Here is an 18,986-nt window from a genome sequence, read left to right on the forward strand (position 1 = left end):
GCGGCGGCTCCTGTGAGGGGCGTCTCACCACCGCGCGCCCCCGTAACCCACGATCACCCTGGGTAGTTGACGGAGCATGCTTGATACACGCACCGTAAGGTCCCCCTCGATGCTGCGGCTGGCGGCCGCCTCGCTCACCGGGACCGCGATCGAGTTCTACGACTTCTTCGTCTACGGAACGGCCGCGGCGCTCGTCCTCGGGCCGCTGTTCTTCCCGACGTTCTCCCCGCTCGCGGGGACGCTGGCGGCGTTCGGGACGTTCGGCGTGGGGTTCGTGGCCCGTCCGCTGGGCTCGGTGCTGTTCGGGCACGTCGGGGACCGGCGCGGCCGGCGTCCGGTGCTGGTCGCGTCCCTGCTGCTGACGGGTGCGTCGACGGTCTCGGTCGGGTTCGTGCCGTCGTACGACAGGATCGGCATGGCCGCGCCCGTGCTGCTGCTGGTGCTGCGCTTTCTGCAGGGCCTGGGGCTCGGCGGGGAGTGGGGCGGGGCGGTCCTGCTGACCGCGGAGCACGCGCCCGCCGGACGGCGCGCCCTGTGGTCGAGCTTTCCGCAGATCGGTCCGGCCTTCGGCTTCCTCCTCGCCAACGGCGTGATGCTGGTCCTGTCGGCGTCCCTGACGGACGCCCAGTTCGCGCAGTGGGGGTGGCGGGTGCCGTTCTGGGCGGCCGGGGTGCTGGCGCTGAGCGGACTGTGGCTGCGTTCGTCGCTCCCCGAGAGTCCGCAGTTCCTGGAGATCGAGGAGCCCTCCCGCATGCCGTTCGCCGAGGTCGTACGGCACCACTGGCGGCTGGTGCTGCTGACGGCGGGGGCGCTCGCCGTCGGGTACGCGGCGTTCTACGCGGTGACGACCTGGTCGCTGGCGTACGGGACGGAGCGGCTCGGGGTGAGCCGTACCGTCATGCTGACGTGTGTCATGGCGGCCGTCGTCGTGAAGGGCTCGCTCACGCCGGTGATGGCCCTGCTGGGCGACCGCTACGGGCGCCGGGCGCTGTGCCTGGCGGGGTGCACGGCCTCGGCACTGTGGATGTTCCCGATGGTCGCGCTCCTCTCGACCGGGGAGCCGCTGCTGATGTTCCTCGGGTTCACCGGTGCGCTGATCGCCTTCATCACCATGTTCGCGGTGGTCGCCGCCTATCTGCCGGAGCTGTACGAGCCCCGGCTGCGCTGCACGGGTGCGGCCGTCGGCTACAACCTCGGCGGAGTCCTCGGCGGCGCGCTGACGCCGATCGTCGCAACGGCGCTGGCGGAGCACAGCGGGCGCGTGCCGTGGTCGGTGGGGGCGTACCTCACCGCGATCGCGCTGCTCAGCCTGGGGTGCTTCGCGCTGCTCCCGGAGACGCGTCCGGTGCGGGTGGCGGCGGTCGAGCCGGTCGCCGGGTGAGGGGCCTCCGGAGCCGCTACGGGTTGATCGCCAGTTCCAGGTAGGCGGCGAACAGCACCAGGTGGACGCCGCCCTGCAGCGGTGTGGCCCGGCCCGGCACCACGGTCAGGGAGCTGACCACCACGGTCAGCGCGAGCAGCAGCATGTGGGTGGCGCTCAGGCCGAGAAGCAGCGGGCCGGAGAGCCAGACGGAGGCCAGGGCCACGGCGGGGATGGTCAGGCCGATGCTGGCCATGGCCGAGCCGAGCGCCAGGTTGAGACTGGTCTGGACGCGGTCACGGCGGGCCGAGCGCAGGGCGGCGATGGTCTCGGGGAGCAGTACCAGCAGCGCGATGACCACGCCGACCACGGCCTGGTGCAGGCCGACCGCCGCCACGCCGGACTCGATCGTCGGCGACACGCCCTTGGCCAGCCCGACGACTCCGACGAGAGCGAGGCCGAGCAGGCCGAGGCCGAACCAGGCGGCGCGCGTGGACGGGGCCGCGGCGTGGTCGTCGGCGGTGATCGGATCGCCCTGCCGGGTGATCGGCAGGAAGTAGTCACGGTGCCGCACGGTCTGGGTGGCGACGAACAGTCCGTACAGGATCAGTGACGACAGGGCCGCGAACGTCAGTTGCACCGGGGAGAATTCCGGACCCGGCTTGCTGGTGGTGAAGGTCGGCAGCACCAGGCTGAGCGTCGCCAGGGTGGCCACGGTCGCCAGGGCGGCGCCGGTGCCCTCGGGGTTGAAGACCGCGGTGCCGTGGCGGAGTGAGGCGACGAGGAGGCAGAGGCCGACGATGCCGTTGCAGGTGATCATCACGGCCGCGAAGACCGTGTCCCGGGCCAGGGTGGCGGTCTTGGCACCGCCGTCGGCCATGAGGGTGACGATCAGGGCGACCTCGATGATCGTGACGGCGATCGCGAGGACCAGGGAGCCGAAGGGTTCGCCGACCCGGTGGGCCACGACCTCGGCGTGATGGACCGCGGCGAGGACCGAGCCGGCGAGGACCACGGTGACCAGTGCGACGACCGCGCCGGGCAGGCTGCGGCCCCAGGTGAACAGGAGCAGGACGACCGCGAGCACCGGCACGAGGAGCGTCCACTGGGTGGTGAGCGACCTGAGCCGAGTGATCATCCAGCGATGGTGGCAGAGGCGTACGGGCTTCGCATTCCGGTCCTTTGGGCCTCCGGGGCCCGCCGGCGCGGCGCGGGCCCCCGAGGCGTGCGGGTGCGGTCGGTCGGGCGGTTACGTGAAGTCGGTCAGGTCCAGGACGTCACAGTCGGTGAAGGACGGCGGCCGGGTGCACAGGGCGGCCATCTGCTCGGCGAACTTGCTCGTCTCGGGGTCGTCGCTGTTCTGCATGGCCTCCTCGTAGGAGTTGAACTCGATCACGCCGAGGTAGCGTCCCGGCCGATCCCGGTCCCGGAGGATCAGGCGGCGGGTGGGGCTGTTCTCACGGCCGGCGAGTCGGCTGCCCATCTCGTCGGCGAGGGCCTTCAGCTCGTCGATGCGGTCGGTCTCGAAGTCGATGATCTGGACGAATGTCACGGTTGCCTCCACCGGGCGGCGGCGTCCCCGGACCGGGGACGTTCCGCCACCCAACGAAGCATCCGGGTGGCGGGTCGGCAATGCGCTTCGCACCGCCGCCCGGGGTGGTTGTTCCTACGTCCGACGTGGTCAGACGTCGATGCTGTCCTTCGGAGCGCCTTCGCCGCGAGCCTGCGCCGCCTCGGCCGCCGCCTGCTTCCCGGACGCCCTGAGGCTGGTGATCGTGGTGACGATCAGGACCGCGCAGATCACGCCGAGCGAGACCGGGATGCTGATCTCCGGGACGTGGACGCCGGACTCGTGCAGGGCGTGCAGCACCAGCTTGACGCCGATGAAGCCGAGGATGATGGACAGGCCGTAGGAGAGATGGACCAGCTTCCTCAGCAGTCCGCCGATGAGGAAGTACAGCTGCCGCAGGCCCATCAGTGCGAAGGCGTTGGCCGTGAAGACGATGTACGGGTCCTGCGTCAGGCCGAAGATCGCGGGGATGGAGTCCAGCGCGAACAGGACATCGGTCGTACCGATCGCGAGCATCACGACCAGCATCGGGGTCATGACCCGCTTGCCGTTCTGCTGGATCCACAGCTTGGTGCCGTGGTAGCGGTCGGCCACGCCGAACCTGCGCTCGGCGGCCTTGAGCAGCTTGTTCTCCTCGAACTCCTCTTCCTCCCGGTCGGCCCGGGCCTCCTGGATCAGCTTCCAGGCGGTCCAGATCAGGAAGGCGCCGAAGAGGTAGAAGACCCACGAGAAGCCGGCGAGGATCGCGGCGCCCGCGGCGATGAAGACGGCCCGCAGGACCAGGGCTATGAGGACACCGACGAGCAGCACCCGCTGCTGGTACTGCGAGGGCACGGCGAACTTCGCCATGATGAGGACGAAGACGAAGAGGTTGTCGACGCTCAGCGACTTCTCGGTGATGAAGCCCGCGAAGAACTCGCCGGCGGGCTGGCCACCGCCGAAGACGAGCAGGCCTAGGCCGAAGAGTCCGGCCAGGGCGATCCAGACGACGGTCCAGATTCCGGCTTCCTTGACGGACACGTCGTGCGGCTTGCGGCCGATGAAGAAGTCCACCGCGATCAGGGCGGCCAGCCCCAGGATGGTGAGGACCCACAGGGTCACGGATACATCCACTGTTGCCTCCGGTTAGTGAACGGCAAAGATTCGGCGTTGCGCTACCGGAGGTCTCTTCCACCCGGGACGGGCCGACGCCCCGGGATCCGACCGGATCCGTATTGACGGGTACGCCGCAGCAGACAGGGAGTACTCCCCTCCGTACGGAAGACAGTACCTCAATCACCAAGGAAAGGTAAAGTGATTGGCAAAAGAAAGACCAAATCTGCTGGTCAACGTCCTTTACGAGTGCTTGGTACGGGCCGTCGCGACCTTGGTGAGCACCTGCTGGAGCACCTGACTCCCGGGCGGCACGAGGCCGGGCTCGTACGTCCAGGCATGCCCCACCCACGGGTCGGCCAGGTGATCGTCCGGTACCGGGCTGAGTCGCATCAGCGAACGCCAGAGCGGATCGAGCAACGGGCCGTAGGCGGCGGCGTCCTCACGATCGGCGACCAGCAGGAGATGGACGCCGACGTCCGGGCCCTCGTCCACGAGATAGCGCAGCTGGGTGACGGCCCGGTCGTCGAAGCCGTGCGGGAAGTCGTGCACGATCAGCAGCTGCCGCGAGGTGTCCAGACCGGGCGGGAGCGCGTCGGAGGCGCCACCGCGCACCGCCATCTGCACCAGGTCGACGCGTTCCGTGAGCCGCCCCAGCACCCCCGCCACACCGGCGGCGCCGGTCGCGGGCGGCGCCGCCAGCACACCGGCCCCCGTCAGCGGTGCGAAGGCGGACGCGCCGGCCCCCGCCGGGTCGACGACCTGCACGCCGAACTCCCCCGTCGGATGGACGGCGAGCAGCCGGGCCGCGAGCGCCACCGCCGCCCGCAGGGCGAGGTGCCGCAGCTGACCCGTCTCCTCGGACAGGGATGCGTCGGGCACGCCGCTGTCGATCCACAGGCCCCGCTCCAGGGGCAGCCGGACCAGCATCGGGATGCGCAGCGGGGCGCTCTCGGGAAGGTGGAGGTCACCCAGCCGGATGGCCATCGGCGACTCGGTCGGCACCCGGTAGCCGTGCCAGACCGGGTTGTCCCAACGCGCGTACGCGGGCGGCAGCGCGGGCTCGACGACCTCGGACTCGGCGGTGAGCTGGGCGAGGTCCCGGTCGAGCACCGCGCGCGCCTGCTCGACCAGCTGGGCCTGCCGGGCCTGGGCCGCCTCGCGTGCGACGTCACCCGCGGAGCCCAGGCGGCTGCGCGGGTCGGAAAGGACCTGGTCGAGTTCCTTCTCCAGGCGCGACTCGGCGAAGTCGACGGCGCTGCGATAGGCCGCGGTGGAGCGGGCCAGGTCCTCGAACATGCCCCAGACCTGGTTGTAGAGCCGCTCGTCCATGGACCAGCCGGCGGCGTCACCGGCGACGGGCGGCGCGGGCCCGTCCGCCGGGACCGCAGTCTCGGGGGCCTGGGGCGGGGACACCTGGCGGCGCTTCGGATGCGTGTAGTCGATGGGACCGCCGGCGGAAGCGGGGGCCGCCGGGCCGCCCGGGCCGCCGGAGGCCGGGGCCCGGCCGGCGGCGCCGGGCGCCGGTTCGGACTCGGTGGGCCCGTCGGGCGTCGCACGTCGGTCGGCCGCGTCGCCGGGGGTCTGGGCTTCGTGGAAAGACCCGGCTGCGGAAGCGGTGTCCGGCAGGTCGGGGCCGGTGACGGAGGCCGCCGTACGCCGGGAGCGGTCGGTGTCCGCGGTGCGGGCGGGGACCGAGCGGGTCAGGCCGCGGGCCACCGCCTCCTCGATCCCGCGGGCCAGTTCGGCGGCTCCGGGCAGGCCCTGATCGGCGAGGAGCCCGGCCAGGCCCTGCGCGTATCCCTGGCCCACCGCGCGGATCTTCCAGGCGTCCTGGCGGCGGTACAGCTCCAGGGCGACGACCGCCGACTCGGCGTCCAGCTCGGTGAGGGTGTAGCCGGCGATCTCGGCGCCGTCGAGGCCGGTGACGGCGGCACGTGGTGCGGCCACGGCACCGAAGCGGGGCGGACCGCCGGGCGTGGCGGGCAGGGCGATCAGGACGCCGACCCGGTGCACGGCCGCGGAGAGGGCGTCGAGGTCGACGGCGAGCCGGTGCTCGGCGGCCGCCTGCCGGGAGACCTCTATCCCGGGCAGTGTGGGCGCGCCGGGATGGGCCACCCCGTCGGTGCCCCGCACCCGGCCGCTCTCGTCGGCGAGGGTGGCTCCGGCCACGACCGGCACGTCGGCCGAGATCCGGATCTCGATCCGGTTCCGCGAGAGCGGGTGGTTCTGCCCGCGCACCAGCTCGGCCGCCATCGCCCACGTCCCCCTGGGTGTCGTGTCCTCGTGTCCCGACGCTCTGCCGCCGGGTGCTCCGCCGGAAGCGCCGCGGTGTGCCGTCAGTGGAATGCGGCGGGTACTGGCCGCTCGCGCGGTTCCGCACGCCCCTTCGGGACGCCGGCGGACCGCAGCCGAACAGCCCCCTCATTACGGCAGAGCGCTCAGAGGATCGGCAGGATCGCCGGTACCAGGTCCTGGAAGGTGCGGCCCTTGGCCGGGACGCCCAGGGCCGTCATCGTCCAGCCGGATCCCGACCGGTGCACCTTCGCCATGATCTGGGCGGTGTACTCGCCGCCGCCGTCGAGGGTGTAGCGGGCGAGTTCCTGGCCGGTGGTCTCGTCGACGAGCCTGCAGAAGGCGTTCTGCACTTCCTGGAAGGTCTGGCCGGTGAAGGAGTTGACGGTGAAGATGATCTGGTCGACGTGGACCGGCACGCGCGCGAGGTCGACGAGGATGGCCTCGTCGTCGCCGCCCTGGCCCGCGCCGCCGACGAGGTTGTCGCCCGTGTGCCGGACCGAGCCGTCGTCACTCACCAGGTGCCGGAAGAACACGACGTCGACGGGCTGCTTGTCGGCGAACAGCACCGCCGAGGCGTCCAGGTCGATCTCCCGGGTGCGCGAGCCGAACAGCCCGCGGCGGGGCGCCGCCTTCCAGCCAAGACCCATGCGGACCGCGCTCAGGGAGCCGCCGTCCTTCTTCTCCAGGCTGATGGCCTGACCCTTGGTCATGTTGACGGTCACGGCTGTTTCCCCTCGTCGGTTGTCCCCTGCTGCCGCGGAGTCCGCGGTTGACCAAAACCCTATGCAGCGTCGCTGACAGTGCCGAACCCCGGCCCGCGCTTTGTGTCGGTCTTGCAACACTTCGCGCACTTGCCGGGGTTCGGCAGCGAACCGGAGGTCAGGCCAGACCCGCCTCCTTCATCTGGCGCAGTTCCTTCTTCATCTCGGAGACCTCGTCACGCAGCCGGGCCGCGATCTCGAACTGCAGGTCGGCGGCGGCGGCACGCATGCGCTCCGTCATCTCCTCGATCTGCTCGGCGAGTTCGGCAGCCGGGCGGTCGGTGGGCACCCTTTCCCCGGCCTTGCCCTTGGCTGCTTTGCCGGCCTTCGCGCCCTTGGCCGCCTTGTCGCCCAGCGACGGCACCGGAGCCTTGGCCGCCTTGCCGTCCTTCTGCTTGCGGTAGCCCGAGCCGAGCAGCTGTTCGGTGTCGACCTCCTCGCGGGCGATCTGCGCGACGATGTCGTTGATCTTCTTCCGGAGCGGCTGCGGGTCGATGCCGTTGGCCTTGTTGTACGCGACCTGCTTCTCCCGGCGCCGGTTGGTCTCGTCGATGGCCTTCTCCATCGCCGGGGTGATCTTGTCGGCGTACATGTGGACCTCGCCGGAGACATTGCGCGCCGCGCGGCCGATGGTCTGGATCAGTGAGGTGCCCGAGCGCAGGAAGCCCTCCTTGTCGGCGTCGAGGATCGCCACCAGGGACACCTCGGGCAGGTCGAGGCCCTCCCGGAGGAGGTTGATGCCGACCAGGACGTCGTACTCGCCGGAGCGCAGCTCGCGCAGCAGCTCGACGCGGCGCAGGGTGTCGACGTCGCTGTGCAGGTAGCGCACCTGGATGCCGAGCTCCAGGAAGTAGTCGGTGAGGTCCTCGGCCATCTTCTTGGTGAGCGTGGTGACCAGGACGCGCTCGTCCTTCTCGGTGCGCTTGCGGATCTCGTGCACCAGGTCGTCGATCTGGCCCTCGGTCGGCTTGACGACGACCTCGGGGTCGACCAGACCGGTGGGGCGGATGATCTGCTCGACGACGCCGTCCCCGCGGGAGAGCTCGTACGTGCCGGGGGTCGCCGACAGGTACACGGCCTGTCCGATCCGTTCCTGGAACTCCTCCCACTTCAGCGGACGGTTGTCCAGGGCGGAGGGCAGCCGGAAGCCGTGGTCCACAAGAGTGCGCTTGCGGGAGGCGTCGCCCTCGTACATGGCGCCGATCTGCGGCACGGTGACATGCGACTCGTCGATGACCAGGAGGAAGTCGTCCGGGAAGTAGTCGAGCAGGGTGTTCGGCGGGGAGCCGGGCAGGCGGCCGTCGAAGTGCATCGAGTAGTTCTCCACACCGGAGCAGCTGCCGATCTGGCGGAGCATCTCGATGTCGTACGTGGTGCGCATGCGCAGCCGCTGGGCCTCCAGGAGCTTGCCCTGCTTCTCCAGCTCGGCCAGGCGCTCCCCCAGCTCCTTCTCGATGTCGTTGACGGCCCGCTCCATGCGCTCGGGGCCCGCGACGTAGTGGGAGGCCGGGAAGACGTAGAGCTGCCGGTCGTCGCTGATGATCTCGCCGGTGAGCGGGTGCAGGGTGGACAGCGCCTCGATCTCGTCCCCGAACATCTCGATGCGGACGGCGAGCTCCTCGTAGACCGGGAAGATCTCGATGGTGTCGCCGCGGACGCGGAAGGTGCCGCGGGTGAACGCGAGGTCGTTGCGCGTGTACTGGATGTCCACGAAGCGGCGCAGCAGGTCGTCGCGGTCGATCTCGTCACCGACCCGCAGCGGGACCATGCGGTCGACGTACTCCTGCGGGGTACCGAGGCCGTAGATGCAGGAGACCGAGGCGACCACGATCACGTCGCGGCGGGTGAGCAGCGAGTTGGTGGCGGAGTGGCGCAGCCGCTCCACCTCCTCGTTGATCGAGGAGTCCTTCTCGATGTAGGTGTCCGACTGCGGGACGTACGCCTCGGGCTGGTAGTAGTCGTAGTACGAGACGAAGTATTCGACCGCGTTGTTCGGGAGGAGCTCGCGGAACTCGTTGGCCAGCTGGGCGGCCAGCGTCTTGTTCGGCGCCATCACCAGGGTGGGGCGCTGGAGCTTCTCGATCATCCACGCGGTGGTGGCGGACTTGCCGGTGCCGGTCGCGCCGAGGAGGACGACGTCCTTCTCCCCGGCCTCGATGCGCCTGGCCAGGTCGGCGATGGCCGCCGGCTGGTCGCCGCTGGGCTGGTACGGGCTGACGACCTCGAAGGGCGCCACCGTGCGTTCGATGTGGGAAACGGGCCGCATGGACTCAACCGTACGACCCCGCACTGACAACCGGTTCTGATCAGCGGTTCTGCGGTGTGCGGGCGCCGTGGTGGCTCTGCTGACGGCCGACGCGGAGCTGCGGGCGGCGGCTCGGGTGATGGGTGACCTCGTCGGCCGGGACGCCCGGCTTGTGCTCCACGCGGAGCCGGTCGGGCTTGCCCGTGACCATCAGCGGGTCGAAGATCACCACGACGGCGGCCAGGCAGAGGAAGGCGAGCGGGCCGATCAGCATGGGGGCGAGCAGCGAGGCGGGCGAGTCGCCCGGGGACGTCACGCCGGCGCCGTGCAGGTGGACGGTGAGGGCGGCCATGCCGGTGTAGTGCATGCCGCTGACGGCGAGCCCCATGACGAGGCTCGCGCCGACGCTCCACAGGAAGCCGCGGACCTTTCCGGCCGCCCACAGGGCCGAGGTCGCGGCGACGACCCCTATGACGACCGACACGGCCACCATGGCCGTGTCGTACTGCAGGGTTCCGTTGAGGCGCAGCCCGGCCATGCCCAGGTAGTGCATCGAGGCGATGCCCAGACCGGTGATCGTGCCGCCGGTGAAGAGGGCGGTTCCGGTGGCCCCCCGGTAGCCGACTATGAAGATCCCGACGCCCACCATGACGATGGCGAGGCCGAGACTCGCGTAAGTGAGCGGCTTGTCGTAGTGGATCGGCGTCTCCTTGACGCTGAACCCCATCATGGCGACGAAGTGCATGGTCCATATGCCGGAGCCGATCGCCGCCGAGCCGAGGGCGAGCCAGGCGGGGCGCCAGGAGTGGGCCACCAGCATCGCCCGGGTCGTGCAGCGCAGCCCGAGGGCGCCACCGAGGCAGGCCATCAGATAGGCCACCAGCGGGGTGACGACCCCGTAGCTGAATCCGTCGACCGTGCCCTGCATGCGCGGCTGCCCTTCACCGTTTGCGTCCCGGAATATGTGCCGTACGCCCCCGTCCCAGGACCGCCCGAGCGATCAGGGTTGACGCAGAGAGTATGACCCGCACCGGAATGGTCGAACGATTTTCCGGCAAAGAAACACGCCCTTGCCGCAGTTGTGCGGCAACGGTGAGCGGGCTTGGGCGACTCCGTTCGAAGTATGGCCGTCCCGCACCCGCGAGCTGTTGACTCCCTGCTGTCACTCTTGTGCTGTCCGTATTCGTTCGACGTGAGGAATGCGCATGCACGCGCGCGCAGTCGCCGCCACGGCCACCGCGCTGCTGGGAACGGCAGCCCTGCTGAGCCCCGTCCCCGCCGCCCGGGCGGGCGACGCCGCCGAACCCACGGTGCTCGCGCACCGGGGCGCCTCCGCCTACGCCCCCGAGAACACGCTGGCCGCCATCGACAAGGCCGCCGCACTCGGCTTCACCTGGGTCGAGAACGACGTCCAGCGCACCAAGGACGGCCGGCTGGTCGTCATCCACGACGACAGCCTCCGGCGCACCACCGACGCCGCGAAGGTCTTCCCCGGCCGGGCGCCCTGGAAGGTGAAGGACTTCACCGCGGCCGAGGTCGCCCGGCTGGACGCGGGCAGCTGGTTCTCCCCCTCGTACCGGGGCACGAGGGTGCCGACGCTGGCGCAGTACATGCGCCGGGTCGAGCACAACCACGAGAAGCTGCTCCTGGAGATCAAGAACCCCGAGCTGTACCCCGGCATCGAGCAGCAGGTTCTCGGGCTGCTAAGCAACGAGGGCTGGCTGGACCGCCGGCATCTGGACCGGCTCGTCGTGCAGAGCTTCAGCGCGGACAGCCTGCGCACGGTGCACGCTCTGCGGCCCGCCGTGACGACCGGCTACCTCGGTACACCGGCCGTGGGATCCCTCCGTCGGTACGCGGACTTCGTGGACCTGGTCAACCCCTCGGTGGGCTCGGTCTCCGCCGGCTACGTGCGGAGCGTGCACGCGCTCAAGGGGCCGCACGGCCGGCCGCTGCGCGTCTTCACCTGGACGGTGGACGACGCTGTCACCACCTGGAAGGCCGTCGGCTACGGCGTGGACGGGATCATCACCAACAAGCCGGACGTGGTGCGGGCCGCGCTGTGCGCGAGCTGACCGGGGCCGGGGCGGCGGGCATTGTCAGTGGCGGGCCGTACGGTGGGGCGCATGGACAGCGAAGGGCAGTACGGGCAGCGGGTGGTGTGGGCCGTCGTGGGCACCGACATCGGTCCGCTGCTGCTCGCGGCGACCGGCAGCGGCCTGGTCAACGTGGTGTTCCACGCCACAGAGGCGGTGCGCGAGCGAACGGTGGAGCGGCTGGCGGCCCGGCTGGGCACCGAGCCCGTCGAGGATCCCACCGCGCCCGTGCTGGCCGAGGCGATATCCCAGCTGGGGGCCTACTTCGCCGGTCGGCGGCGGGACTTCGACCTGCCGCTGGACTGGTCGCTGATCTCCGGCTTCAACCGGCAGGTGCTGCGCGAACTGGCCGCCGGCGTCCCGTACGGCACGGTGGTCGGGTACGGCGACCTGGCGGGTCGCGTCGGGCAGCCGGGCGGGGCGCAGGCGGTGGGCGCGGCGATGGGCGCCAACCCGCTGCCGGTCGTCGTGCCCTGTCACCGGGTGGTGGAGAGCGACGGCGGGATCGGCGGGTTCGGGGGCGGACTGGAGACCAAGCGGAAGCTGCTCGCCCTGGAGGGCGTGCTTCCCGAGCCGCTGTTCTGAGGCGCCGCTCCCGGGACCTGGCCGTGCGGCGCCCCGCCGGTGCGGTCAGCCGTAGTGCCGTGCCTCGACGACGTTGCCGTCGGGATCCCTGAAGTAGAAGTTTCGCGGGGCCGTGCCGCGGGCGCCGAAGGAGTCGTGTCCGATGTCGGTCATGGGGACGGCGTGCTCGGCGAGGCGTGCGCGCAGGGCGTCGAAGGCGTCGGACGGCAGGGACAGGCAGACGTGGTTGACGGGATGTCCCGCGCTGCCGACCGCGCCGGGAAGAGCGGGCATGCGCTCGGCGAGGGTGTGCGGCGCGAGGTCGATGATGGTCTCCTCGGTGACGCGTACGGAGGGAAAGGGCACCTCTCCCGCGGTGAACTCGGCGACCCGCAGCGGCTCCAGACCGAGCATCCGCTCGTAGAAGCCGGCCGCGGCGGCCGGGTCGGCGACCCAGAGGACGACGTGGTCCAGACGTACCGGGTGATTCGTCATACCGCCCAGGCTGGTGGCGTCCCCCACAGGCCGCAAGCGTTTAACGGGGTACGGCCCCCGCCAGAGATGAGGGAAGACCGACGGACAGGAGGCAGGCGTGGTGCTGGTGGTGTCGGAAGAGGTCGGGGAAGCACTCCGCGCGGGCCGCGCGGTGGTCGCCCTGGAGTCCACGATCATCGCGCACGGGCTGCCGCGCCCGCGCAACCTCCAGGTGGCGCTGGAGCTGGAGGACACGGTACGGCGGGCGGGCGCGGTGCCCGCGACCATCGCCGTGCTGGACGGGCGGCCCCGTGTCGGCCTGGACAAGGACCAGTTGGAGCGGATCGCCAACGAGGACGGGATCCGCAAGCTGGGCCACCGCGACCTGCCGCTTGCGGTTGCCGCGGGCGCGAGCGGGGCGACCACGGTGTCGGCGACGGCGCAGCTGGCGGCGCTGGCCGGCCTCCGGGTGTTCGCGACGGGCGGTCTCGGTGGGGTGCACCGTGAGTGGACGGCGACCCAGGACGAGTCCGCCGACCTGGGTCTGCTGGCCCGCACCCGGATCACGGTGGTGTGCGCCGGCGTGAAGTCGATCCTCGACGTGCCGGCGACCCTCCAGCGCCTGGAGACCCTGGGGGTGGCCGTCGCGGGCTACGGCACCGACCGCTTCCCCGGCTTCTATCTGTCCGACTCCGGGCATCCGGTGGACTGGACGCTCCGGACCCCGGAGCAGGTCGCGGACGTCATGCGGGCACAGGACGCGCTGGACGCGGCGGACTCGGCGCTGATCGTCGCCAACCCCGTCCCGGAGGCGGAGCAGCTCGACCCCGCGCTGCACGCCCGCGTGCTCGCCGACGCGCTGCACGCGTGCGAGGCGGAAGGGATCACCGGCCAGGCGGTCACGCCGTTCCTGCTCGGCCATCTGGTCCGGCACACGGACGGCGCCTCGCTGGAGGCCAACCTGGCGGCCGTGCGTGGCAACGTCGGGCTGGCGGCACGGATCGCCGCGGCGTGGGCCAGGGGGTGACGACCGGGCGGGCGGCGGCGGCGCCGGACGGGACGACGGCGGCTCGTGGGGAGGCGGCGGGCGGGGCGCTGCTGGTCGTCGGGGACGTCGTCACCGACGTGGTCGCGCGCTACCGGGGGCCGCTCGCGGTCGGCACCGACACGGCCGCCGTGATCCGCACCCTGCCGGGCGGGGCGGGCGCCAACGTGGCCTGCTGGGCAGCGCACACGGGCTGTGCGGACGTCCGGCTGCTGGGGCGGGTGGGTGCGGACTCGGCCCGGTGGCACGAGCGGGAACTGGCCGCCGCCGGGGTGCGGCCCCGGCTCGTGGTGGACCCCGAGGCCGCGACGGGGACGGTGATCTGCCTGGTCGACAACGGCGCCTCGGCCGAGCGGACCTTCCTCACGGACAGCGGGGCGTCCCTGCGCCTGGAGGTCGCCGACTGGTCGGACGCGCTGCTCGACGGGGTGGCCCGGCTGCACCTGTCCGGCTATCTGCTGTTCTCCGAGCCGAGCCGGGCTCTGGTGGCGACGGCCCTGGCGGCGGCCCGCGCGCGTGGCGTGCCGGTGAGCCTGGACCCGGCGTCGGCCGGGTTCCTGGTGGCGCTGGGCGTGGACCGCTTTCTGGCGCTCGTCGAGGGGGTGGACGTCCTGCTGCCGAGCCGGGACGAGGCCTGTCTGCTGACGGGGCTGCCCGATCCGGCGGACGCCGCGGCCAAGCTGAGCCGCCTGGTGCCGCTGGTGGTGGCCAAGGCGGGGGCGGACGGCGCGCTGGTGGCCCGGGCGGGCCGCGTCCTCGCACACGTCCCGGCCGCGTCGGCGACGCCCCGGGACACCACGGGCGCCGGTGACGCCTTCACCGGGGCGTTCCTCGCCGCGCTGGTCGCCGGCGCGGACGCCCAGGAGGCGGCGGCGCTGGGTTGCCGGGCGGGCGCGCGGGCGGTGGAACGCGTGGGCGCGAGACCGCCCGCCCGCGGCTGACGCCGGCCCCGCCCCGCCCCGCGCGGCGGGCCTACGCCTTGCGGCCCCACGCGGAGATCATCGGGGCCGTGGCGAGGTCCATGCTGCCCGTCGCCACGTTGGCCAGGTGCTGGTCGACGTCCTCGTCGGTGGCGAGGCCGGCCGCGACGAGCCGGCCCCGGATCTGCTGGACGGTGGCGGTCTCCAGGGCGGTGCAGGCGGGCGAGGCCACCGGGAAGTAGGCGTCGGCCGCCACGTCGTGCAGCCCGGCCTCGCGGAGCAGCCGGGGAAGCTTGCGGCCGTACGACAGGTCGGCGCCGCGTTCGGCGAGGAGCTTGCGGAAGCCCTGGCGCAGGCGGTTGGCGAGCTGCTGTTCGGGGCCGTACTCGTAGGGGCAGGTGAGGGGCTGGAGGGCGGGGTCGGCGTCCTCGATCAGCAGTCGGCCGCCGGGGCGCAGAGCCTTGATCATGGAACGCAACGCCCTTTCCCGGTCCGGCACATGGACCAGGACGAGCCGGGCGTGCACCAGGTCGAAGTCCTCCCCCGGCGGCTCCTCGGCGCCGACGTCGTGGGTGCGGACCTCGACGGGCGGGTGGGCGGCCGTGGCGAGCAGCGAGGTGTCGATGTCGGTGGCGACGACGCGTCCCGTCGGTCCGACCTTCCCGGCCAGCCAGGACACCACGGAGGTGCCGCCGGCGCCGACTTCCCAGCAGCGCCCGCCCGGTCCGAGACCGAGCGCGTCGAGGTGGCGGAAGGTGGTCGGATCGAAGAGGTCCGCGAAGGCGTCGAAGCGCTGTCCGGCCTCGCTCTGGCGGTTGTCGAGGAGGTATCCGTCGGCCTGTGTCATGAAGCGATGATTTCAGTTGCCCGGCTCACGCCTCGGGAACCCGGCCCGGGAGTCCGTCGTCCACAGGCGGGAACCAACCGGAACTCGCCGTTCCCACAGGCTTACCCGTGTCTCACACCGGGCTGGCAGACTGGCCGGGCAGGGCGGGAAGCGTTGCGCGAGTGGATCCATGCAAGGAGATCCGGATGACGATGGCAGGGAATCTGCGGAAGGTCACAGGGCTGGGCAGGACCGGCGGCCTGCGCAGGGTCGCGCGGCTGGCCCGGCGGCGGCCCCGCGTCGACCTGAACCATCACGCACGGTCCCCGCTGGGCTCCTCGGTGGTCAACTGCGTGACGTACGAGGACGGGGTGCGGGTTCCGGAGTGCAGCGATCTGTTCTCCGCGGTGGAGCGGGTGCGCAAGCGGGGCGAGGGGTTCGTCTGGCTGGGGCTGCACGAGCCGACGGACAGCGAGTTCGCGGGCATCGCCGAGCTGTTCGACCTGCATCCGCTGGCCGTGGAGGACGCGGTCGAGGCCCATCAGCGCCCGAAGGTGGAGCGGTACGGCGAGACGCTGTTCGCGGTGTTCAAGACGGTCTGCTACGTCGAGCACGAGAAGCTGACCGCGACCAGCGAGGTGGTCGACACCGGCGAGATCATGGTGTTCGTCGGCGAGGACTTCGTGATCACGGTGCGGCACGGCCGGCACGGCTCGCTGGGGCCGCTGCGCGAGGAGCTGGAGGCCGCGCCGAGCCAGCTCGCCAAGGGGCCGGCGGCGGTGCTGCACGCCATCGCGGACCACGTGGTCGACGACTATCTGAGCGTCACGGACGCGGTTCAGGGCGACATCGACCAGGTCGAGGCGGCCGTCTTCGCGGAGAACGGCGCACGGACCGACCCGGGGCGGATCTACCAGATGAAGCGTGAACTCCTGGAGCTGAAGCGGGCGGTGGTGCCGCTCGGCCGGCCGATGGAGGAGCTGACCACCCAGCCCATAAGGGTGATCTCCCCGGAGATACAGGCCTACTTCAGGGATGTGCTGGACCACCTGATGCGGGCGAAGGAACAGATCGCGGCCTTCGACGAGTTGCTCAACTCCATCCTTCAGGCGCATCTGGCGCAGGTGACGGTCGCGCAGAACGAGGACATGCGGAAGATCACGGCCTGGGCCGCGGTGATCGCCGTGCCGACGATGGTCTGCGGTGTGTACGGCATGAACTTCGATCACATGCCGGAGCTGCACTGGCGGTTCGGCTATCCGCTCGTCATCGGCGTCATATCCGTGGCGTGCCTGGTGCTGTACCGCGGCTTCAGGCGCAACGGCTGGCTCTGAGCCGCCGGGCCGCACCGGTGCTGAGCGGGGGCCCGATCCGGTCCGCGGACCGCTCGGCCGCTCGGCCGATCAGCCGCTCCATGCCGGATGCCGCGGGTCGTCGGCGCGGACCAGGATGTCGGCGGTGCCGGCCGGGTCGGTCTCGGCCGCGTAGCGCTCGAAGGCTGGGAGGGTCCAGTGGTCGGTCTCGGGGGTACTGCGGCGCAGGGCGCCGGGGGTCAGGAGGAGGTGGACGGTCAGGTCGAACGGGAACCAGTGCCGCAGCAGGAGCGGTCCGTGCAGCAGCAGGAGGCCGCCGGGCGGAAGCTGGACATAGGGGCTGCGGGTGGCGCGGTCGGTGGCCGGGTCCCACAGGTCGGGCAGGACGCGGCCGGTCCCGCCGGGGTCGAGAGGGCCGAAGACCTCCCGCCACAGGGCGTTGGTGTCGAACCAGCCGCCGTAGTACGACTCCGCGTCGCGCCTGCCGTGCTCCAGGCGCAGTGAGGCGGGGCGCAGGAAGCCCCCGGTGCCCACGACGAGCGACGGCCGGCCCCGTACCCGCAGCGCCTCACCGACACGTTCCGCCAGGTCGCCGGGGAGGGCGGCCGGGGCGCCGTCGAAGGCGACGCGTGGCCAGGCACTCCCGTCGGCGGGCTTCAGTTCGGCCAGCCGCTCGGCGAGCCGGTCGGCGAGCCGGTCCCAGGTGATCGCTTCGAGTCGCACAGGATCATGATGCCGGGTCGGCCGTTCGGGGACGCCGGGGGTTGGTTCCGGGGCGGGCTCGGGTGCCGGCCGGCGGGACGGGACGCGAGCCGGGCGGGAGGCTGCCGACGCCCGGCCGGCCGGGGGTGCGAACGACGTGAGATCAGCCCTCGGTGAGGGGAAAGTACCGCATATGACACGCCTCGCAACTCCCCCTCACCACGGTGGACTTCTGGTCGTGCAGCCGCTGCGGCACAAGCGGTGTGCGGCGTGCCGGCGGGGGCCGTTGTCGCTGCTGGTCGTGGAGGACGGGGTGCCGCGGTGCCTCGAGTGCGCGGATCTCGGGCATCTGGTGTTCCTGCCCCGGGGCGACACGGCACTGACCCGGCGGTCGCGGGAGGAGAGCGCGCTGTCGGCGGTGGTGGTCCGTTTCAACCGGCGCAGGAGCCGGTACGAGCGGCAGGGCGTTCTGGTCGAGGAGGCCGCGCTGGCCCGGGCCGAGGCGCGGTGCCTGGCCGACGCCGAGGCACGGCGGCGGCGCCGGGCGCGGGACGCGAAGCGGCGGGCGGCCGAGGACGTGCGGTTCACGGAGGCGTTCGCGGCGGAGATCCTGCGCCTGTTCCCGGGCTGTCCGGTGGAGCGGGCCGGGGCGATCGCGGCCCACGCGTCGGTGCGGGGCAGCGGGCGGGTCGGGCGGACCGCGGCCGGGCGGGCGCTGACGGAGGGCGCGGTGGTCTCGGCGGTGGTGGCGGGGGTACGGCACGTGGACACGCCGTACGACCAGCTGCTGATGGGCGGGGTACCGCGGTACGAGGCGCGGCGGCGGATCGCGCGGACGGTGGAGGCGGTGCTGCGGGAGTGGGAGGCCGGGGTGACGATCCGCCTGACCGGGTGACGGCGGGCGTGGCGGCGCCGCGACGGCTTGCAGGGGCCGGGCCGCGGTGGCGGGCAGGAGAGCAGACAGGAGTGGGGACGGAGGTATGGAGGTGGGCGGTGGATCCGGCCGGAAGTGCATTCAGATGTGTGTCCGGATGGGGATGGGGACGGGCTGGACGGGTTGCCCAGTCATGGGGAGGGGTGACCCGTGGTAACTGATCCGGGAGGCGGAGGAGTCCAGGGACGAGAGCGGGGGTGGTGGTCGTGATCGACGGGCCGTACTACGTGCTGGTCCTGTCGGGGGTGCTGGGGGCCGGGCTGGTGGCGGGGGTGTTCTGCGGGTTCTCGACCTTCGTGATGCGCGGGCTGGCGTCGTTGCCGCCGGCGCAGGGGGCCGCCGCGATGAACGCGATCAACCGGGCGGCCCTGACCCCGGTGTTCATGATGGTGTTCGTGGGGTCGGCGGTGGTGTGCGCGATGATCGCGGTGGTGACGTTCGTGGTGTGGCCGGACGACGGGAAGGTGGCGCTGCTGCTGGGCAGCGGGCTGTACCTGTTCGGTTCCTTCGGGCTGACCGTGATGGCGAACGTGCCGCGGAACGAGGCGCTGGCCAAGCTGGAGCCGGACGCCCCGGAGGCCGCCTCCTACTGGCCGGTGTACGTGCGTGAGTGGACGTTCTGGAACCACGTGCGCACGGTCGCCTCGGCCGCGACGGCGGTCGTCTATGTACTGGCCCTGTCCTGAGGGGTTCACTGGCCTGGATCCCCTCTGGCACCGGGCTGGCAGCCTGCTGGCTCCCTGCTGAGGAGTCCCCGCCGGAAAGCGCTCTCGGCCACTCTGCGGG

Annotated in this window: 18 protein-coding genes; 8 read left to right on the forward strand and 10 right to left on the reverse strand. The window is 71.8% G+C overall.

All coding sequences use genetic code 11. The features are described from left to right. The first annotated feature begins 109 nt into the window (after window positions 1–109). A complete protein-coding gene (locus tag AB0472_RS20840; protein WP_366357952.1) occupies window positions 110–1,381 on the forward strand; it encodes an MFS transporter in 1,272 nt (423 codons plus the stop codon). A 16-nt stretch (window positions 1,382–1,397) separates the two neighbouring features. On the opposite strand, the gene AB0472_RS20845 is transcribed toward AB0472_RS20840, so the two are convergent. The 7 genes from AB0472_RS20845 to AB0472_RS20875 form a co-directional block, all read right to left on the reverse strand. After that, a complete protein-coding gene (locus AB0472_RS20845) occupies window positions 1,398–2,498 on the reverse strand; it encodes an ionic transporter y4hA (protein ID WP_366357953.1) in 1,101 nt (366 codons plus the stop codon). A gap of 111 nt (window positions 2,499–2,609) precedes the next feature. After that, window positions 2,610–2,912 carry a hypothetical protein gene (locus AB0472_RS20850; RefSeq protein ID WP_366357954.1) on the reverse strand — a complete coding sequence of 101 codons (303 nt, stop codon included), beginning with the start codon at window positions 2,910–2,912 and terminating at the stop codon, window positions 2,610–2,612. 129 nt (window positions 2,913–3,041) lie between these two features. Further along, window positions 3,042–4,043 carry a TerC/Alx family metal homeostasis membrane protein gene (locus tag AB0472_RS20855; protein ID WP_366357955.1) on the reverse strand — a complete coding sequence of 334 codons (1,002 nt, stop codon included), beginning with the start codon at window positions 4,041–4,043 and terminating at the stop codon, window positions 3,042–3,044. A gap of 222 nt (window positions 4,044–4,265) precedes the next feature. Then, the gene (locus AB0472_RS20860) at window positions 4,266–6,278 is read right to left on the reverse strand and encodes a TerD family protein (protein ID WP_366357956.1); all 2,013 of its coding nucleotides are present in this window, start codon (window positions 6,276–6,278) and stop codon (window positions 4,266–4,268) included. A 185-nt stretch (window positions 6,279–6,463) separates the two neighbouring features. Beyond that, on the reverse strand, window positions 6,464–7,042 hold the full coding sequence (locus AB0472_RS20865; RefSeq protein ID WP_351485686.1) for a TerD family protein: 579 nt from the start codon (window positions 7,040–7,042) through the stop codon (window positions 6,464–6,466). Window positions 7,043–7,199: 157 nt separating this feature from the next. Then, the gene (gene uvrB, locus AB0472_RS20870; protein WP_366357957.1) at window positions 7,200–9,347 is read right to left on the reverse strand and encodes an excinuclease ABC subunit UvrB; all 2,148 of its coding nucleotides are present in this window, start codon (window positions 9,345–9,347) and stop codon (window positions 7,200–7,202) included. Between the two features lie 40 nt (window positions 9,348–9,387). Continuing rightward, entirely contained in the window at window positions 9,388–10,254 is an 867-nt protein-coding gene (locus tag AB0472_RS20875) for an MHYT domain-containing protein (RefSeq protein WP_366357958.1), read from the reverse strand. 277 nt (window positions 10,255–10,531) lie between these two features. Here AB0472_RS20875 and AB0472_RS20880 point away from each other — a divergent pair, with 277 nt between their 5' ends. Together AB0472_RS20880 and AB0472_RS20885 are read left to right on the forward strand one after the other, a co-directional pair. Further along, window positions 10,532–11,401, forward strand: coding sequence for a glycerophosphodiester phosphodiesterase family protein (locus AB0472_RS20880; protein WP_366357959.1), 870 nt, complete (start codon window positions 10,532–10,534; stop codon window positions 11,399–11,401). 51 nt (window positions 11,402–11,452) lie between these two features. Beyond that, a complete protein-coding gene (locus AB0472_RS20885) occupies window positions 11,453–12,007 on the forward strand; it encodes a methylated-DNA--[protein]-cysteine S-methyltransferase (protein ID WP_366357960.1) in 555 nt (184 codons plus the stop codon). Window positions 12,008–12,052: 45 nt separating this feature from the next. Here AB0472_RS20885 and AB0472_RS20890 read toward each other — a convergent pair whose 3' ends face one another. Beyond that, window positions 12,053–12,481, reverse strand: coding sequence for a VOC family protein (locus AB0472_RS20890; RefSeq protein WP_366357961.1), 429 nt, complete (start codon window positions 12,479–12,481; stop codon window positions 12,053–12,055). Between the two features lie 97 nt (window positions 12,482–12,578). On the opposite strand from AB0472_RS20890, the gene AB0472_RS20895 reads away from it, so the two are divergent. Then, window positions 12,579–13,487, forward strand: coding sequence for a pseudouridine-5'-phosphate glycosidase (locus AB0472_RS20895; protein WP_366357962.1), 909 nt, complete (start codon window positions 12,579–12,581; stop codon window positions 13,485–13,487). Between the two features lie 68 nt (window positions 13,488–13,555). Further along, a complete protein-coding gene (locus AB0472_RS20900) occupies window positions 13,556–14,446 on the forward strand; it encodes a PfkB family carbohydrate kinase (protein WP_366358090.1) in 891 nt (296 codons plus the stop codon). A gap of 31 nt (window positions 14,447–14,477) precedes the next feature. Here the strand turns inward: AB0472_RS20900 and AB0472_RS20905 are convergent, their stop codons facing one another. Continuing rightward, window positions 14,478–15,272: a methyltransferase domain-containing protein gene (locus AB0472_RS20905; protein WP_366357963.1), complete on the reverse strand. Its 795-nt coding sequence runs from the start codon at window positions 15,270–15,272 to the stop codon at window positions 14,478–14,480. A gap of 185 nt (window positions 15,273–15,457) precedes the next feature. Between AB0472_RS20905 and corA the strand changes: the two genes are divergently transcribed. Continuing rightward, the gene (gene corA / locus AB0472_RS20910) at window positions 15,458–16,585 is read left to right on the forward strand and encodes a magnesium/cobalt transporter CorA (protein ID WP_366357964.1); all 1,128 of its coding nucleotides are present in this window, start codon (window positions 15,458–15,460) and stop codon (window positions 16,583–16,585) included. Window positions 16,586–16,654: 69 nt separating this feature from the next. Here the strand turns inward: corA and AB0472_RS20915 are convergent, their stop codons facing one another. Continuing rightward, window positions 16,655–17,287: a uridine kinase gene (locus AB0472_RS20915; RefSeq protein ID WP_366357965.1), complete on the reverse strand. Its 633-nt coding sequence runs from the start codon at window positions 17,285–17,287 to the stop codon at window positions 16,655–16,657. Between the two features lie 172 nt (window positions 17,288–17,459). Here AB0472_RS20915 and AB0472_RS20920 point away from each other — a divergent pair, with 172 nt between their 5' ends. Then, window positions 17,460–18,161, forward strand: a complete 702-nt coding sequence (locus AB0472_RS20920) for a DUF2293 domain-containing protein (RefSeq protein WP_366357966.1) — start codon at window positions 17,460–17,462, stop codon at window positions 18,159–18,161. A gap of 245 nt (window positions 18,162–18,406) precedes the next feature. Next, window positions 18,407–18,886 carry an anthrone oxygenase family protein gene (locus tag AB0472_RS20925; RefSeq protein ID WP_366357967.1) on the forward strand — a complete coding sequence of 160 codons (480 nt, stop codon included), beginning with the start codon at window positions 18,407–18,409 and terminating at the stop codon, window positions 18,884–18,886. Window positions 18,887–18,986 lie beyond the last annotated feature (100 nt).

Origin of the sequence: Streptomyces sp. NPDC086777, assembly GCF_040702065.1 — a bacterium.
In the GTDB taxonomy this organism is placed as follows: Bacteria; Actinomycetota; Actinomycetes; order Streptomycetales; family Streptomycetaceae; genus Streptomyces.

Excerpts from the sequence above, each read along its gene's own strand:
- AB0472_RS20840 (WP_366357952.1), top strand. The coding sequence starts at position 110 with ATGCTGCGGCTGGCGGCCGCCTCGCTCACCGGGACCGCGATCGAGTTC.
- AB0472_RS20845 (WP_366357953.1), bottom strand. The coding sequence starts at position 2,498 with ATGATCACTCGGCTCAGGTCGCTCACCACCCAGTGGACGCTCCTCGTG.
- AB0472_RS20860 (WP_366357956.1), bottom strand. The coding sequence starts at position 6,278 with ATGGCGGCCGAGCTGGTGCGCGGGCAGAACCACCCGCTCTCGCGGAAC.
- uvrB (WP_366357957.1), bottom strand. The coding sequence starts at position 9,347 with ATGCGGCCCGTTTCCCACATCGAACGCACGGTGGCGCCCTTCGAGGTC.
- AB0472_RS20875 (WP_366357958.1), bottom strand. The coding sequence starts at position 10,254 with ATGCAGGGCACGGTCGACGGATTCAGCTACGGGGTCGTCACCCCGCTG.
- AB0472_RS20880 (WP_366357959.1), top strand. The coding sequence starts at position 10,532 with ATGCACGCGCGCGCAGTCGCCGCCACGGCCACCGCGCTGCTGGGAACG.
- AB0472_RS20885 (WP_366357960.1), top strand. The coding sequence starts at position 11,453 with ATGGACAGCGAAGGGCAGTACGGGCAGCGGGTGGTGTGGGCCGTCGTG.
- AB0472_RS20890 (WP_366357961.1), bottom strand. The coding sequence starts at position 12,481 with ATGACGAATCACCCGGTACGTCTGGACCACGTCGTCCTCTGGGTCGCC.
- AB0472_RS20905 (WP_366357963.1), bottom strand. The coding sequence starts at position 15,272 with ATGACACAGGCCGACGGATACCTCCTCGACAACCGCCAGAGCGAGGCC.
- corA (WP_366357964.1), top strand. The coding sequence starts at position 15,458 with ATGACGATGGCAGGGAATCTGCGGAAGGTCACAGGGCTGGGCAGGACC.
- AB0472_RS20920 (WP_366357966.1), top strand. The coding sequence starts at position 17,460 with ATGACACGCCTCGCAACTCCCCCTCACCACGGTGGACTTCTGGTCGTG.